This is a genomic window from Vagococcus martis, from assembly GCF_002026305.1.
Lineage (GTDB): Bacteria > Bacillota > Bacilli > Lactobacillales > Vagococcaceae > Vagococcus > Vagococcus martis.
This window is the reverse complement of sequence record NZ_MVAB01000001.1, coordinates 919,624-933,240: the sequence shown is the minus strand read 5'-3', so window position 1 is coordinate 933,240 and position 13,617 is coordinate 919,624. Positions and strand designations below refer to the sequence as shown.

The 13,617-nt window shown below is 33.7% G+C and carries 13 protein-coding genes and 1 tRNA gene; 9 read left to right on the top strand and 5 right to left on the bottom strand.

The genetic code is table 11. From position 1 onward, the window contains the following. Positions 1 to 98: 98 nt before the first annotated feature. The 4 genes from nrdF to nrdH are packed head-to-tail and all read right to left on the bottom strand — an operon-like array spanning position 99 to position 3,840. Positions 99 to 1,070: a class 1b ribonucleoside-diphosphate reductase subunit beta gene (gene nrdF, locus BW731_RS04455; protein WP_079346081.1), complete on the bottom strand. Its 972-nt coding sequence runs from the start codon at positions 1,068 to 1,070 to the stop codon at positions 99 to 101. Positions 1,071 to 1,083: 13 nt separating this feature from the next. Further along, positions 1,084 to 3,246: a class 1b ribonucleoside-diphosphate reductase subunit alpha gene (nrdE, locus tag BW731_RS04450; protein ID WP_079348554.1), complete on the bottom strand. Its 2,163-nt coding sequence runs from the start codon at positions 3,244 to 3,246 to the stop codon at positions 1,084 to 1,086. Beyond that, positions 3,224 to 3,604, bottom strand: coding sequence for a class Ib ribonucleoside-diphosphate reductase assembly flavoprotein NrdI (nrdI, locus tag BW731_RS04445; protein ID WP_079346079.1), 381 nt, complete (start codon positions 3,602 to 3,604; stop codon positions 3,224 to 3,226). Before nrdI ends, nrdE begins: the two co-directional genes overlap by 23 nt. A gap of 2 nt (positions 3,605 to 3,606) precedes the next feature. Then, positions 3,607 to 3,840, bottom strand: coding sequence for a glutaredoxin-like protein NrdH (gene nrdH / locus BW731_RS04440; protein WP_079346077.1), 234 nt, complete (start codon positions 3,838 to 3,840; stop codon positions 3,607 to 3,609). Positions 3,841 to 4,240: 400 nt separating this feature from the next. Here nrdH and BW731_RS04435 point away from each other — a divergent pair, with 400 nt between their 5' ends. The 8 genes from BW731_RS04435 to BW731_RS04400 all read left to right on the top strand — a co-directional run bounded on the left by BW731_RS04435 (position 4,241) and on the right by BW731_RS04400 (position 11,375). Next, positions 4,241 to 4,828: a hypothetical protein gene (locus BW731_RS04435; protein ID WP_079346075.1), complete on the top strand. Its 588-nt coding sequence runs from the start codon at positions 4,241 to 4,243 to the stop codon at positions 4,826 to 4,828. A gap of 56 nt (positions 4,829 to 4,884) precedes the next feature. Further along, a tRNA-Lys gene (locus tag BW731_RS04430) sits at positions 4,885 to 4,957 on the top strand. A 175-nt stretch (positions 4,958 to 5,132) separates the two neighbouring features. Then, positions 5,133 to 5,438, top strand: a complete 306-nt coding sequence (locus tag BW731_RS04425; protein WP_079346073.1) for a hypothetical protein — start codon at positions 5,133 to 5,135, stop codon at positions 5,436 to 5,438. A gap of 440 nt (positions 5,439 to 5,878) precedes the next feature. Continuing rightward, positions 5,879 to 6,583 (top strand): response regulator YycF, encoded by a 705-nt coding sequence (gene yycF, locus BW731_RS04420; RefSeq protein ID WP_198931927.1) that lies wholly within the window; start codon positions 5,879 to 5,881, stop codon positions 6,581 to 6,583. 12 nt (positions 6,584 to 6,595) lie between these two features. Further along, positions 6,596 to 8,422, top strand: coding sequence for a cell wall metabolism sensor histidine kinase WalK (gene walK / locus BW731_RS04415; RefSeq protein WP_079346069.1), 1,827 nt, complete (start codon positions 6,596 to 6,598; stop codon positions 8,420 to 8,422). Next, complete coding sequence (locus tag BW731_RS04410) at positions 8,419 to 9,714, top strand: YycH family regulatory protein (RefSeq protein ID WP_158080162.1); 1,296 nt, start codon at positions 8,419 to 8,421, stop codon at positions 9,712 to 9,714. The genes walK and BW731_RS04410 overlap by 4 nt, the downstream gene beginning before the upstream one ends. Next, complete coding sequence (locus BW731_RS04405) at positions 9,714 to 10,547, top strand: two-component system regulatory protein YycI (RefSeq protein ID WP_079346065.1); 834 nt, start codon at positions 9,714 to 9,716, stop codon at positions 10,545 to 10,547. Before BW731_RS04410 ends, BW731_RS04405 begins: the two co-directional genes overlap by 1 nt. A 12-nt stretch (positions 10,548 to 10,559) precedes the next feature. Further along, positions 10,560 to 11,375 carry an MBL fold metallo-hydrolase gene (locus BW731_RS04400; RefSeq protein ID WP_079346063.1) on the top strand — a complete coding sequence of 272 codons (816 nt, stop codon included), beginning with the start codon at positions 10,560 to 10,562 and terminating at the stop codon, positions 11,373 to 11,375. Positions 11,376 to 11,422: 47 nt separating this feature from the next. Here BW731_RS04400 and BW731_RS04395 read toward each other — a convergent pair whose 3' ends face one another. After that, positions 11,423 to 12,787 (bottom strand): S1C family serine protease, encoded by a 1,365-nt coding sequence (locus tag BW731_RS04395; protein WP_079346061.1) that lies wholly within the window; start codon positions 12,785 to 12,787, stop codon positions 11,423 to 11,425. 318 nt (positions 12,788 to 13,105) lie between these two features. On the opposite strand from BW731_RS04395, the gene rlmH reads away from it, so the two are divergent. After that, on the top strand, positions 13,106 to 13,585 hold the full coding sequence (rlmH, locus tag BW731_RS04390; RefSeq protein ID WP_079346059.1) for a 23S rRNA (pseudouridine(1915)-N(3))-methyltransferase RlmH: 480 nt from the start codon (positions 13,106 to 13,108) through the stop codon (positions 13,583 to 13,585). The last annotated feature ends 32 nt before the right edge of the window (positions 13,586 to 13,617 follow it).

Below are 13,617 nucleotides of genomic sequence, written 5' to 3'. Positions count from 1 at the left end.
TTGCGTCAGCGTTTTGTCACAAATTTTTAGATTTGTCGTATGTTTAAATTAATAAAACTCCCCAACAGGCTAATCACCTGTTAGGGAGTTTTTTGTTTTTACATACCAATTAAATAATCATTGTCATCCATTGCTTCAACGGTACCAAGTAAGTAACCATTACCAACTTGTGAGAAGAAGTCATGGTTGCTTGTTCCAGTTGATAGACCATTCATGACGATTGGATTCACGTCACTTGCTGTATCTGGGAATAGTGGGTCCATACCTAAATTCATCAACGCTTTGTTTGCGTTGTAACGCAAGAATGTTTTTACTTCTTCTGTCCAACCTAATTTGTCATACAACAATTCAGTGTACACTTCTTCATTTTCATAAAGAGTGAAGAGTAGGTCATACATCCATTCTTTCATTTTTTCTTGTTCCTCTTGACTTAGTTCATTAAAACCTAATTGGAATTTATACCCAATGTAAGTCCCATGAACTGACTCGTCACGGATGATCAATTTAATGATTTCAGCGACGTTTGCTAATTTGTTGTTTCCTAGATAATACAAAGGTGCATAAAAACCAGAGTAGAATAGGAATGTTTCAGCATAAACGTTTGCTACTTTTTTTTGTAAAGGAGAGCCATTTAAATAAATTTCATTAATAATCTCAGCCTTTTTTTGTAGTTGAGCATTGGTATTTGTCCACTCAAAAATTTCTTCAATCTCAGCTTTAGTATTTAGTGTACTGAAGATGGATGAGTAGCTTTTTGCGTGAACCGATTCCATGAACTGAATGTTATTCAAGACTGCTTCCTCATGAGGCGTACTGATATCTTGTCTTAAGGCTTCAATGGCACTTTCTGACTGAATCGTATCAAGTAGTGTTAAACCACCGAAAACTAAGCCAATATTTTCTTTTTGAGCGTCATTAAAATTACGCCAATCATCTAAATCATTTGATAATGGAATACGTGTATCTAACCAAAATTGTTCAGTCAATTTTTCCCAAGTTGACTTATCAATAATGTCTTCAACAGCGTTCCAGTTAATTGCTTGGTAATAACTATTGTCTAACGCAGTCATTTATTGCTCCTCCTTAAATAACACAGCTTTCACATTGATTACTTCCAATTTCTTCCTCGTCATCAGTATACGTACGAACGTAGTAAATTGATTTAACACCTTTATGGAAAGCATAGTGACGTAAAATGTTTAAGTCACGCGTTGTTTGTTTTGTTGTATTAGTTTTCCATTCATACAAGCCTTCAGGTATATCTGAGCGCATAAATAGAGTCAAGCTCATTCCTTGGTCGATATGTTTTTGAGCTGTCGCATAAACGTCAATGACTTTACGCATGTCCATATCATAAGCAGACGTGTAATAAGGCATGGTGTCATTTGATAAGAAAGGTGCTGGGTAATAGATTTTCCCAATTTTCTTTTCTTGACGTTCTTCAATCAAGCGAGTGATTGGGTGGATGCTGGCACTTGTATCATTAATATAAGAAATTGAGCCATTTGGTGCTACAGCTAAACGGTTTTGATGGTATAAACCAAATTCTTTAATCGATTGTTCTAATTCTTCCCAGTCTTTTGCTGTTGGAATAAAAATACCATCGAACAATTCTTTGACTTTATCAGAAGATGGTTTAATTTCTTCATTAATATACATGTCAAAGTACTCGCCAGTTGCGTATGTTGAGTTTTCAAAGTTATCGAATGATTCATTGCGTTCTTTTGCAATATTGTTACTTTCAACTAAAGTCCAATAGTTTAATAACATGAAATACACATCTGTAAATTCTAATGATTCTTCTGAACCATACTCCATTTGATTTTTAGCAAAGTAAGTATGTAATCCCATGGCCCCTAAACCAATTGTATGATTTAGTCGGTTACCGTTTTGGATTGATGGAACCACTTCGATATCAGAAGCATCTGTGATATAAGTTAAAGCTCGTGTCATTGTTTTAACAGATTTTCCAAAGTCAGGGCTATCCATTAAGTTAACAATATTAGTTGAGCCTAAGTTACAAGAAATATCTGTTCCAAGGACGTCATATTCTTGGCGATCGTTAATGACAGATGGTTTTTGGACTTGTAAGATTTCAGAACATAAGTTACTCATAATGATTTTACCATCAATAGGATTTGCACGGTTGGCAGTGTCAATGTTGATGATATAAGGATAACCAGATTCTTGTTGTAATTTACTAATTTCATTTTCTAAGTAACGCGCATCAATTTTTTGTTTTCTAATACGTGGATTCGCTACTAAGTTATCGTATTCTTCAGTTATATCGATGTAAGAAAACGGTATGCCATATTCTTTTTCTACACTATATGGACTGAATAAGTACATGTCTTCATTGTTACGAGCTAATTCGTAAAATTTATCTGGTACTAACAAACCAAGTGATAATGTTTTAACACGGATTTTTTCATCAGCATTTTCTTTTTTGGTTGATAAAAACATTTCAATGTCTGGATGGAAAACGTTTAAATAAACCACACCAGCTCCTTGACGTTGGCCAAGTTGGTTACTATAACTAAAGCTATCTTCGAATAATTTCATAACAGGAACGACACCACTTGCAGCACCTTCAAATCCTTTGATTGGAGCTCCTGCTTCACGTAAGTTTGATAGTGTGATACCAACACCACCACCAATACGTGATAGTTGTAACGCACTATTGATTGAGCGACCGATACTGTTCATATCGTCAGTCACTTGGACTAAGAAACAAGAAACTAACTCACCACGACGCTTACGTCCAGCATTTAAAAAGGATGGGGTTGCTGGTTGGTAACGTTGATGAATCATCTCATCTGCTAAGCTTAAGGCTAATTCTTCATTGCCATCAGCAAAGTATAATGCGTTAAATGCGACACGATCTTCATAACGCTCTAAATATTGTGTGCCGTCATTTGTTTTTAAGGCATATTGAGAATAAAATTTATAGGCAGCCATAAATGACTTAAATGTAAAGTGTTGTGATTCTAAGTAAGTGTATAAAGACTCAATAAATTCAATCGAATAATTGCTTAAAAAGTCTTCTTCTAAATAATCGTGTTCAGTTAAAAAAGATAACTTATCTTCTATAGAAGAAAACTGCTTGGTATTTGGTTCCACATTTTCTTTAAAGAATGCATCTAAGGCTTCTTTATCTTTATATAAGGGAATTTGATCATTTACAGGGCGGTTGATTTCGTTGTTAAGTTCGAAATACGTTACATCAGTCAGGTCTTTTAGACTCAAATTCATTCACTACTTTCTTAAAATTTTTTACATCTTCATCAGTTCCACTAAATTCAAAAGAAAAGACGAGAGGGATGTTGTAATCTTTGGCGATGTCTTTTGCAGTAAACACAAATAAGTCTCCAAAGTTTAGATTGCCACCACCAGCGACACCTAGTAAGTGCTCTTGGTTAGTTTTATACTCAATAAAATCGTTCACTACTTCTGTGACTTCTTTGTCATAAGTAGGAACGATCAATAGGTAATCTTCATTCATCTCATGAAAAGGATTTGTTGTATCTATTTCATAAAATGGAAAATCTAGTTTATTAATAAAACGTCTTGTCTGTCCGGTTAAAGAAAAAAAGACTAGATTCATGATTAAACCGCCAACGTTCTAAGTTGGTCAGGTCTAAACCCAACGATTGTCACGTTGTCATCCATTGTTTTTAAAACAGGCACGCTTTGGAAGCCTTGTTTTTTTAGTGAATCAATATATTGAGGTTCATTGTCAATGTTGATTTCGTTAAATTCTACATTTTTTTGTGCTAAGAATTTTTTAGTCATTAAACATTGAGGGCAGTTATTTTTTGTGTACAGTGTGATTGTATCCATGAGTATTTCCTCCTAAATTGTTCCGGTAATATAAATACAAGTATAGCTTGAAATAAAAAAAAGTCAATAATTAAACACTAGATATTGTGTTCGAATTATTGAAAGCTACTAGCTATTGTGTTTTAGGACGAATATATTTTTTCATTCATCTACAATCTATCTACGACAACAGTCTCTAGTATAGACATAGACATAACAAAAGTAAATAGGAAAAATGTCGAAAAAATGACAATTTTGTCGTGTGGTCGGACGAAACTCATAATCAGGGCACATTAGGTTATCTATATAATATTAGATAGGATAAACGCTTTCTATAAATAGTGGACATTTTAAAATACATGCGTTATATTTAATGAACAAGATGTTTATCCCTCATTTTTTATAAAGAGGAGTGAATGAAATGAGAAGAGATGGTGGGGCAATGATAAATGAACATTTAGAAGAAGCAAATCGTTTATTTGAAGAAGCGATGAAGGAATCAACTAATAAAATAAATACATTTGAAAAGACGTTTTGGTATAGACAATTAAGCTATTCTGAACAAATGATATCACGACAAACGATACTGTATGTTAGTGAATACATGTTTGATTACCATTTTCAGACACTTAGTGAGTGGGATGAAGTAGCTTTACAAGATATTTTACTAGATATTTTTCCTCATGAAATTGTGGCTGGGCCAAAATTTTTTGAGAAAGCTGTCATTGTATTGGTCAAGTTTTTTGAATTTTTATACTATCACGAACAATACCCTCAAGGATTGGCTCTTGCTGAAAAAACAAAAGGGTTATCCGATATGTTATTAGTAGAAGTAGATTCATTATTGCGTCATTCACCAGAAGAAAATTTATTATCACTAGGTGAAGAGTTAGGACTTGATACAAGTAGCTTAGATGATATTGATTGCTTATATAAATTAGCTGAGGCTATTCAAGAAAAAGATGCTCGTTCTCAACGTATTGTGCCTATAAAGACACGTAAAATATAGTATAAATTCTTGCGAGAAAAAATAACTAGTGATATAATAAATTTGTTCATTTCTTAGGGCTGTTAGCTCAGTTGGTAGAGCAACGGACTCTTAATCCGTGGGTCATGGGTTCGAACCCCCTACAGCCCATTTATGAGAAGAAGAACGTTGATATGTAAGCATTTGATAAGGTGCTTGTATATCAGCGTTTTTTATTTTATACAAAAGTAAGAAAATGTGATATAAATAATAGAAAAAGGCTTTTAGTACGTGAAAAAAGTCTTTAATGGTATAATAGGTTGTAAAGAGATGGAGGATGATGAGTATGAAGAAATCAACAAAATGTGTCATGGCAGCAACTGGTGTTGCTAGTATTATCGTGATAACTAAATTAACAAAAAAAGGAATTGAAAAAACATCAGAGTCTGTGAATCGTTTGAAGTATAGATTGCTAGTAAAAGATAAATTACAGGATAATCAAAATCTTTTAGCTATTGTAGATGATTTAGATGATGATGAGTTAAAAACGATGGTAAACGTCTTTGAACGTTTAGAAGTAGAACCAACAGATCGTCATATTGAGTCTTACTTAAAATCAAAAATAGACGCAATAAAATCTCACAATAAATAATAATAAGACAATTAAAATAACAGAGAACACAAAAAAAGTTGAGAATACTCTCAACTTTTTTTGCTTCTGTAAGACTAGACTTTGTAAGGGAAGGGGAAACCTAGTCTTACATCAATTATTAGCCGAATAAATTAAATGAATTAATTTATATATTAATTTTAAGTCATATGTAGGAAAGTAACAATGAAAAAGGAGAAGATAGCTAAATAACACAGATTATAATGTTTATAAACATTGATAAATCAATCAATTTAGACTTATCATTTTTTTCTTATACATACGCAAAATCCAAAAATAAAATAAGTAATATTTACTGAAAACAAACGTAAAATTATGAAATAATTCAGAAAACCTCAAATGTTTTTTAAGTATTCAAAATGTTGTATAATAGAAAAGACGACTTTATAGAAATGAAGAAAAATAAAGGATGGTGACGGATAGTGAAAAAAATATTAGTTGTAGATGATGAAAAGCCGATTTCAGATATAGTAAAATTTAATTTAACAAAAGAAGGATATGAAGTATTTACCGCATTTGATGGTGAAGAAGCCGTAGAGATGGTGGATGAAGTGACACCTGATTTAATTATTTTAGATTTGATGTTACCTAAAAAAGATGGTCTAGAGGTATGTCGTGATGTCCGTAAAAAATATGATACGCCGATAATTATGGTAACAGCCAAGGACTCTGAAATTGATAAAGTGTTAGGCTTAGAGCTTGGAGCTGACGATTATGTAACCAAACCATTTTCTAATCGTGAACTAGTGGCACGTGTAAAAGCAAATTTACGTCGTCATGACAATACGACAGCTAAATTAGAAGATACGCCAAATAATGAGTTGACGATTGGTGCGTTAACCATTCATCCAGATGCGTATGTTGTTTCAAAACGTGGCGAAACAATTGAGTTGACTCATCGTGAATTTGAATTATTACATTACTTAGCTAAACACATTGGCCAAGTTATGACGCGTGAACATTTACTTCAAACCGTTTGGGGTTATGATTATTTTGGTGATGTGCGTACAGTAGACGTGACAGTGAGACGTTTAAGAGAAAAAATCGAAGACAACGCAAGTCACCCAAATTGGTTGATTACACGTCGTGGTGTTGGTTACTATCTTAGAAATCCAGAACAAGATTAGGTGAATCGTATAATGAAAAAAAAGAGAACGCCCTTTTTTTCATCTGTTCACTTTAAAATTGCTTTAGTTTTTGTGCTTTTGTTGATGATTTCAATTGAGATTATCGGAGCAATTTTTATTCGTGTGCTAGAAACATCAACTATTCAAACATTTGAAGAAAATGTCACCAATCAAGTGGAGACTCTAGCGACGAATCTAAGTTCTGAAATCAGCAAAAAAGATGATTCACAACAAGAATCAAATTTAAAGAGAATATTGGATGAGTTTTCCAAAAATGATATCTTGGAAGTTCGTTTAGTAGATGACAAAGGGATTGTAATTGCAACAAGTGACCCGAATCTTCAGGGAGATGTCGGAAAGAAAAATGATTACGAATTGTTTAATTCATTTAATCAGAAAAAAGAAGAGCGGACAGATCCTCAAACAGGGCAACGAGTGTTTATTAATATTGAACAAATTTACTCGCCGACTGGAGATACTGTTATTGGTTCGCTTTATGTCAAAAGTAACATTGAAAGTAAGTATCAACAAGTCAGTGACATCACGATGATTTTCTTCTATGCTTCCATGATTGCATTAGTTTTTACTTTGATTATTGCACTACTTGTGTCCCGAACTATTACAAAGCCAATTGGTGAGATGAAACAGCAAGCAGATCGCATTGCTAATGGTGACTATTCCGGTCAGGTAGAAGTCTATGGGAAAGATGAGTTAGGACAATTAGGTGAAACTTTTAATGAATTGTCTTATCGTGTTAAAGAAACGCAAGAAACGATGGATGCGGAACGTCGAAGGTTGGATAGCGTACTGACTCATATGTCAGATGGTGTTATTGGAACTGATAGACGAGGGAATATCATTTTGATCAATGATACCGCACTGAACTTACTTCGAATTGGGACGGAAGATGTGATTAACCAATCCATTTTAGACCTTTTAAAATTAGGTGATGATTATAGTTTTAGAGATTTACTAGAAGTCCAAGAAGATGTATTACTAGACTTTAGTGAAGATTTTCAAGAAACAACCTTGATACGTGCTGAATTTTCGATGATTCGTCGAGAGTCTGGTTTCATTAGTGGGTTGGTGTGCGTACTACATGACGTAACTAAAAAAGAAAAAGATGAAGAAGAACGCCGTCAATTTGTATCAAATGTATCACACGAATTAAGAACACCATTGACAAGTATGAAGAGTTACATTGAAGCGTTATTAGATGGTGCGTGGCAAGAGCCAGAAGTTGCTCCACAATTTTTAAAAGTCACACAAGAAGAGACAAACCGTATGATTCGCATGATTAATGACTTACTTCAATTATCCAGAATGGACGCTAATAAAGTGGAGTTGCAAAAAGAATTAGTTAACTTAAATGAAATGTTTAATTACGTGTTGGATCGTTTTGATATGGTTATTAAAGATAGTGAAAAGAATTATGTGATTAAACGAGAATTTACTCAGCGTGCCATTTGGGTAGATATTGACACAGATAGAATGATTCAAGTACTAGATAATATTTTAAATAATGCCATGAAATATTCGCCAGATGGGGGAACGATTACGTGTCGTTTACTTGAAACACACAAAAATGTCGTATTAAGCATTTCTGATGAAGGGTTAGGTATTCCAAAGCAAAATCTTGGTAGAGTGTTTGACCGCTTTTTCCGTGTTGATAAAGCACGCTCCCGTGCAATGGGTGGTTCTGGTTTAGGACTGGCTATATCAAAAGAATCAATACTAGCACATGGTGGAAATATTTGGGCAGAAAGCGAAGAGAATAAAGGTTCGACATTCTTTATTTCACTACCTTATGAACCTTACGAGGAGGATCTATGGGAATGAGTAAATTAGGAGAGAATCTGTTAAAAAGTGGTGTCATTTTAATGGTGCTACTCAGTTTGTTTTTGTCTTGGAAGATATGGACTAAACCTGCTAATCGTCAGTTTCAAGATAGAACAGATAAAGTAAAAGCCGTTATTCAGAAAAAAGAGATGACAGAAGTCTATATGCCAACTAAGTTATTCTATCATCATGGAAGTGGTGATCACTTTCTATATACTAATAAAGAATCAACTATGAAGAGTTTACATGAGAAAATTGTCTCATTAGGATTTGGCTCATCAAAAGTGTTGTCAACAGCAGAGGTAACTAGTTTGACAACAAAACGCGATTTATTTAATTTGGTATATCCTAGTCCAATACCAATATCGTTGTTTATTAATATGAATAACGTTTCAGCAACTTTACCACATGATAGTAAGAGTTTTCTGTTTAATTGGTTGGTGATGTCGTTAGATGATAACAAATTGTACTTTGTTGATTATAAAAATAAAACGGGTATTGAATTTGATATTAAAGGGAATATAGCAAGTATAGCCTCTATACTAGATGCGGAGAATAATAATTATGTTAATGCTATTTTACCAACAGATGAACTAAATTATGCTGGTATTTATTATTTAGCAGATAGCGCGAAGCTTAAAACGTATAGTTATATTATCGCAACTCAGTCATTTACAACGTTTTCCCGTGGATTCTTTAATCAACCTAATGATCTATTTTCAAACGAAGGAGAAAATTTAAGTTTATCCAATAGTGAGGGCGAGTCTTTGACGATTGATAGTAAGACTGGTGAGGTGAATTATTTCGGTAAACTAAAACAAGATCATTCAGAAAGTATTAACGAATTGTATTATGAAACTTTTCAATATGTAGAAGATATGGGTTCCTCTTTAGGGAATTTGCGCTATTTTTCTGATACAGGGAATGAAGTAATCTATCGAAATTATGTTGAGGGATTTCCAGTATTTGGTGATAATATGAAAGGTAGCATGGCTGCGACGGTACAAAACAAAAACGTGTTTATTAAAGCAAATCAAGATACTTTACAGATACCGTTACCTTCAGATGATTCTGTGACACTTGTACCGACACAAGAAGTGGTAGATAGCTTAATTAGTAAGGGTGTGGATATGTCAAAAGTGTCCGATATTCAGATTGGATATAAATGGGAACAAAATAAGGAAACGCAGCAAGCCATTGATTTGGTTCCTTCTTGGTATGTGAATTATGACAATATGTGGATGACACAAGAAAAGTTGGAGAGCATATTGGTTAAAGGAGGCCATTCTTAATGGATTTTAGACGAGTTGAAGGCATCTTTTTCATTGTATTTTTATTTTTAAATATGTTTTTATATTATATTTACCAAGAAGGTAGAGACACACAAGACTATATTTCAACAGGAAGTATTTCCGAAAATTTAGAAGAACGTTTAAAAGCTGATCACATAGAAGTTCCTGACAATTTGTCAAAAGTAAAGAAAGAGGGGTACTATTTATCAGCTGAAGAAGATGAGTTAGTTGATGATGCACGTGAACAATTAAAAGACCAATCTTGGCAAGTCAATAATCATCAATTAACGAGTCAGGTCTTAGTGCAACCTGATACGATTGTGAAAAAATCAAAAGATATGGAGTCTGTTAATCAATTTATTAGAGGGTCATCTAATGTATTATATGGAAAAGATTATGTATTAAATAAAGAAGAAACCATTCCTTTTAAAAATTATATCTATAATCAAACATATGAGGGAATTCCATTTTATGATGAAACTTCCCAGTTATCTGTGGTTATATCACAAGAAAAGTCAGATAGTAATCAAATAACAAGCTATAAACAAACTCATATCAGCCGAATTGAACCATTACGAGAAGTACAGAGTGTGATTTCTGAAAGAGATGCGATTATTAGTTTGTATACAAATAACCGTATTCAGTCAGGTGATAAAGTGAAGTGGCTACATCTAGGTTACACACGTATTTTTACCGTTAGAGGAAAAAATGTGTACATTCCAGCGTGGTTTGTCTCAGTTGAGAGTAGTAAAAACGTGACACAAACAGAACGAATTAATGCATTTACGAATGCGATAATTTCTTCATCTGTGTCTGAAGTGATTAATAAGTAGTCAGTAGGAAGGATGCATGTCGTCGTGTCAGAAACAAGTTTTAATATCAGTGTACTTGCTAGTGGGAGTACCGGAAATTCATTATATATTGAGACTGCTCAACGAAAGGTTTTAGTTGATGCAGGTCTTAGTGGAAAAAAAATCACCAGTTTATTAGCTTCCATAAACCGTTCACCAGAAGATTTAGATGCGATACTAGTGACACATGAACATAGAGATCACATTCATGGGGTGGGAGTGTTAGCTAGAAAATACAATCTAGATATTTATGCGAATGAATTGACTTGGCAAGCAATGGAAAAAAATATTGGGAATGTACCATTTGAACAACGAAATATTTTTGATATGGGAAAAGTCATGACTTTAGGGGATATGGATATCGAGAGTTTTGGAGTGTCACATGATGCAATCGCTCCACAGTTTTACCGTTTTTATAAAGATAATAAATCATTTGTGATTTTAACGGATACTGGCTATTGTAGTGAACAAGTTAAAGGCATAATAAAAAACGCAGACGCATATTTATTAGAAAGTAATCATGATCCAAATATGTTGCGTATGGGTCGATACCCGTGGAACACTAAGCAACGTATACTAGGGGACAAAGGGCATTTGTCTAATGAAGACGGTGCGTTGACTGCTACGGAAATCATTGGCGATAGAACAAAACATATCTATCTTGGGCATTTAAGTAAAGAGAATAATATGAAAGAACTAGCTAATATGACAGTCACAGGAATTTTACAGCAGCATGATATTGATGCGGGTGGCCAAGTAAAAATAATGGATACCGATCCAGAGAAAGCCAGTGAGTTATTTGCGATATAAATGAAAAGACTCAATTAGAAAATATTTTTCTAGTTGAGTCTTTATTTTTAGTTAAATGGATTAGTGTTTGTACTTTGTTCAGTTTGTTGTTGCTCTTGTTCTTTTTTCTGTTGTTCTTGTAATTTGCTAGAGTCTTCTGTTAAGTTGACAGTTGTTTTTGTTTCTTTTCCACTGCGGTAATAAGTTAGTTCCATTTTATCACCAATTTTTTTAGCGTATAAAATGGATTGTAACTCAGCAGTACTTGCAATGTCTTTACCATCAACTTGTGTGATAACGTCATATTGTTTTAATCCAGCTTTTTCAGCAGGAGTATCTTTTTCAACTGAAGCCACCACAACACCATTAGTGATTTTATCATCTAGTTTTAAAACATTTTTCTTGTCTTCAGCACTTAATAAGTTTAAGTTAACCATCTTGATTCCTAACATCGGACGAGCGACAGATTTACCTTGTTCAAGTTGATTAATAATATTAACTACTTCATTACTTGGAATAGCAAATCCCATCCCTTCAGCACTCACACCAGAAGCTGCTTGCGCAATTTTACTTGAATTGATTCCAATAACTTGTCCAGCAGTATTGATCAAAGCACCACCAGAGTTACCTGGGTTAATCGCCGCATCTGTTTGAATAGCTTTACTGTTAATAATTGCACCATCAGATGTTTGATTAGTAATCATACGGTCTTTAGCTGAAATAATCCCTTGAGAGACAGAGTTTGCAAAAGTTGAACCAAGGGGAGACCCAATTGCTAAAACAGTTTCTCCGACTTTGACGTTGTTTGAGTTACCAAATTCGGCAACAGTGGTCACATCTTTATCAGAAATTTCCAACACAGCTAAGTCACTGTATGCGTCAGTACCAACAATTTTAGCATCGACTTTTTTGCCACTGTTTAACATGATACTAACTGCATCAGCACCGGTAACAACGTGATTGTTGGTTACGATATAAGCTTTACCATTGTCTTTACGATATATAACGCCACTTCCTTCTCCAGACTCTTGTAATTCACCTTCAGTGTTCTCAGTATTTGATGAGCGACCAAATATTTTTTCTATTTCAGATAGTTGAGCATCACTTTTTTGTAGTGTTGTGACAGATACAACAGCATTTTCAACTTTTTCAACTGCTTTTGTTACTTCAGATTCAACATTGACATTCACGTTACTAACGGTTGTTTTTCCTTTTTCAACAGTTGTTGTATTATTAGTTGCAGGAGTAGAACTAGTATCGTTTTGACCGTTAATATAAGTGTAACCACCAACAACCAGTAATCCTCCTAGTGCACCAGCAGCTAAAGAAATACCAAATCGTTTAAAAACTGATTGTTTTTGAGTAGATTGATTATTATTTTTATGTACAGATTCTCTTTTTTGTTCTTCGTTTGGTGTGACGTCTTTTCTCATAGATGTCATCCTCCTTTTAGTTTATGTTTAACTTGAACTTATTATAAGATAAGATTGAGTCATTAGTCTAATTTTAATGGCCATAATTGAACAATACTTGAAAATCTTAAGATATTTTTTTAAACTATGAAGAAATGATGAATTTAAGGAAAAAGTATGAATTTGTGCATAAGTAGGCAGTTATCAACAAGACTTATACACAACTAAGTGGATAAGTGGACAAAATGACCAAAATATTATTTTTATTATGTGAGTAACAATGTGGATAAGTGTGGATAACTTTTTAGATGACTAAATGACAAGAATGGATGGTAAAAAATGAAAATAAAAATTATTACAGTAGGCAAATTAAAAGAGAAATATTTAAAACAAGGGATAGATGAATATAGTAAACGTTTGAGTAGATATTGCAAGTTAGAGATGATTGAAGTGCCAGACGAGAAAGCACCAGAAACGTTGAGTCCAGTGGAGATGGAGCAAGTAAAAGTGAAGGAGGGCCAACGTATTTTAAGTAAGGTGAGTGATCAAGATTATGTCTTCGCTTTGGCGATTGAAGGAAAACAATTATCATCAGAAGAATTTGCTAATGAACTAGACAAACTAACAACGCGTGGGAAAAGTCAATTTGTGTTTATTATAGGTGGTTCATTAGGTTTATCCACAGAAGTGATGCAACGAAGTGATGAAAAACTCTCTTTTGGTCGCTTGACTTATCCACATCAACTGATGAAATTAGTGTTGACTGAACAAATCTATCGAACTTTTCGAATTAATAATGGAGAACCGTATCACAAATGATGCGGTTATTTTAATTTTACTAAACTAAAAAT

Excerpts from the sequence above, each read along its gene's own strand:
- nrdF (WP_079346081.1), bottom strand. The coding sequence starts at position 1,070 with ATGACTGCGTTAGACAATAGTTATTACCAAGCAATTAACTGGAACGCT.
- nrdI (WP_079346079.1), bottom strand. The coding sequence starts at position 3,604 with ATGAATCTAGTCTTTTTTTCTTTAACCGGACAGACAAGACGTTTTATT.
- nrdH (WP_079346077.1), bottom strand. The coding sequence starts at position 3,840 with ATGGATACAATCACACTGTACACAAAAAATAACTGCCCTCAATGTTTA.
- BW731_RS04435 (WP_079346075.1), top strand. The coding sequence starts at position 4,241 with ATGAGAAGAGATGGTGGGGCAATGATAAATGAACATTTAGAAGAAGCA.
- BW731_RS04425 (WP_079346073.1), top strand. The coding sequence starts at position 5,133 with ATGAAGAAATCAACAAAATGTGTCATGGCAGCAACTGGTGTTGCTAGT.
- walK (WP_079346069.1), top strand. The coding sequence starts at position 6,596 with ATGAAAAAAAAGAGAACGCCCTTTTTTTCATCTGTTCACTTTAAAATT.
- BW731_RS04410 (WP_158080162.1), top strand. The coding sequence starts at position 8,419 with ATGAGTAAATTAGGAGAGAATCTGTTAAAAAGTGGTGTCATTTTAATG.
- BW731_RS04405 (WP_079346065.1), top strand. The coding sequence starts at position 9,714 with ATGGATTTTAGACGAGTTGAAGGCATCTTTTTCATTGTATTTTTATTT.
- BW731_RS04400 (WP_079346063.1), top strand. The coding sequence starts at position 10,560 with ATGCATGTCGTCGTGTCAGAAACAAGTTTTAATATCAGTGTACTTGCT.
- BW731_RS04395 (WP_079346061.1), bottom strand. The coding sequence starts at position 12,787 with ATGAGAAAAGACGTCACACCAAACGAAGAACAAAAAAGAGAATCTGTA.
- rlmH (WP_079346059.1), top strand. The coding sequence starts at position 13,106 with ATGAAAATAAAAATTATTACAGTAGGCAAATTAAAAGAGAAATATTTA.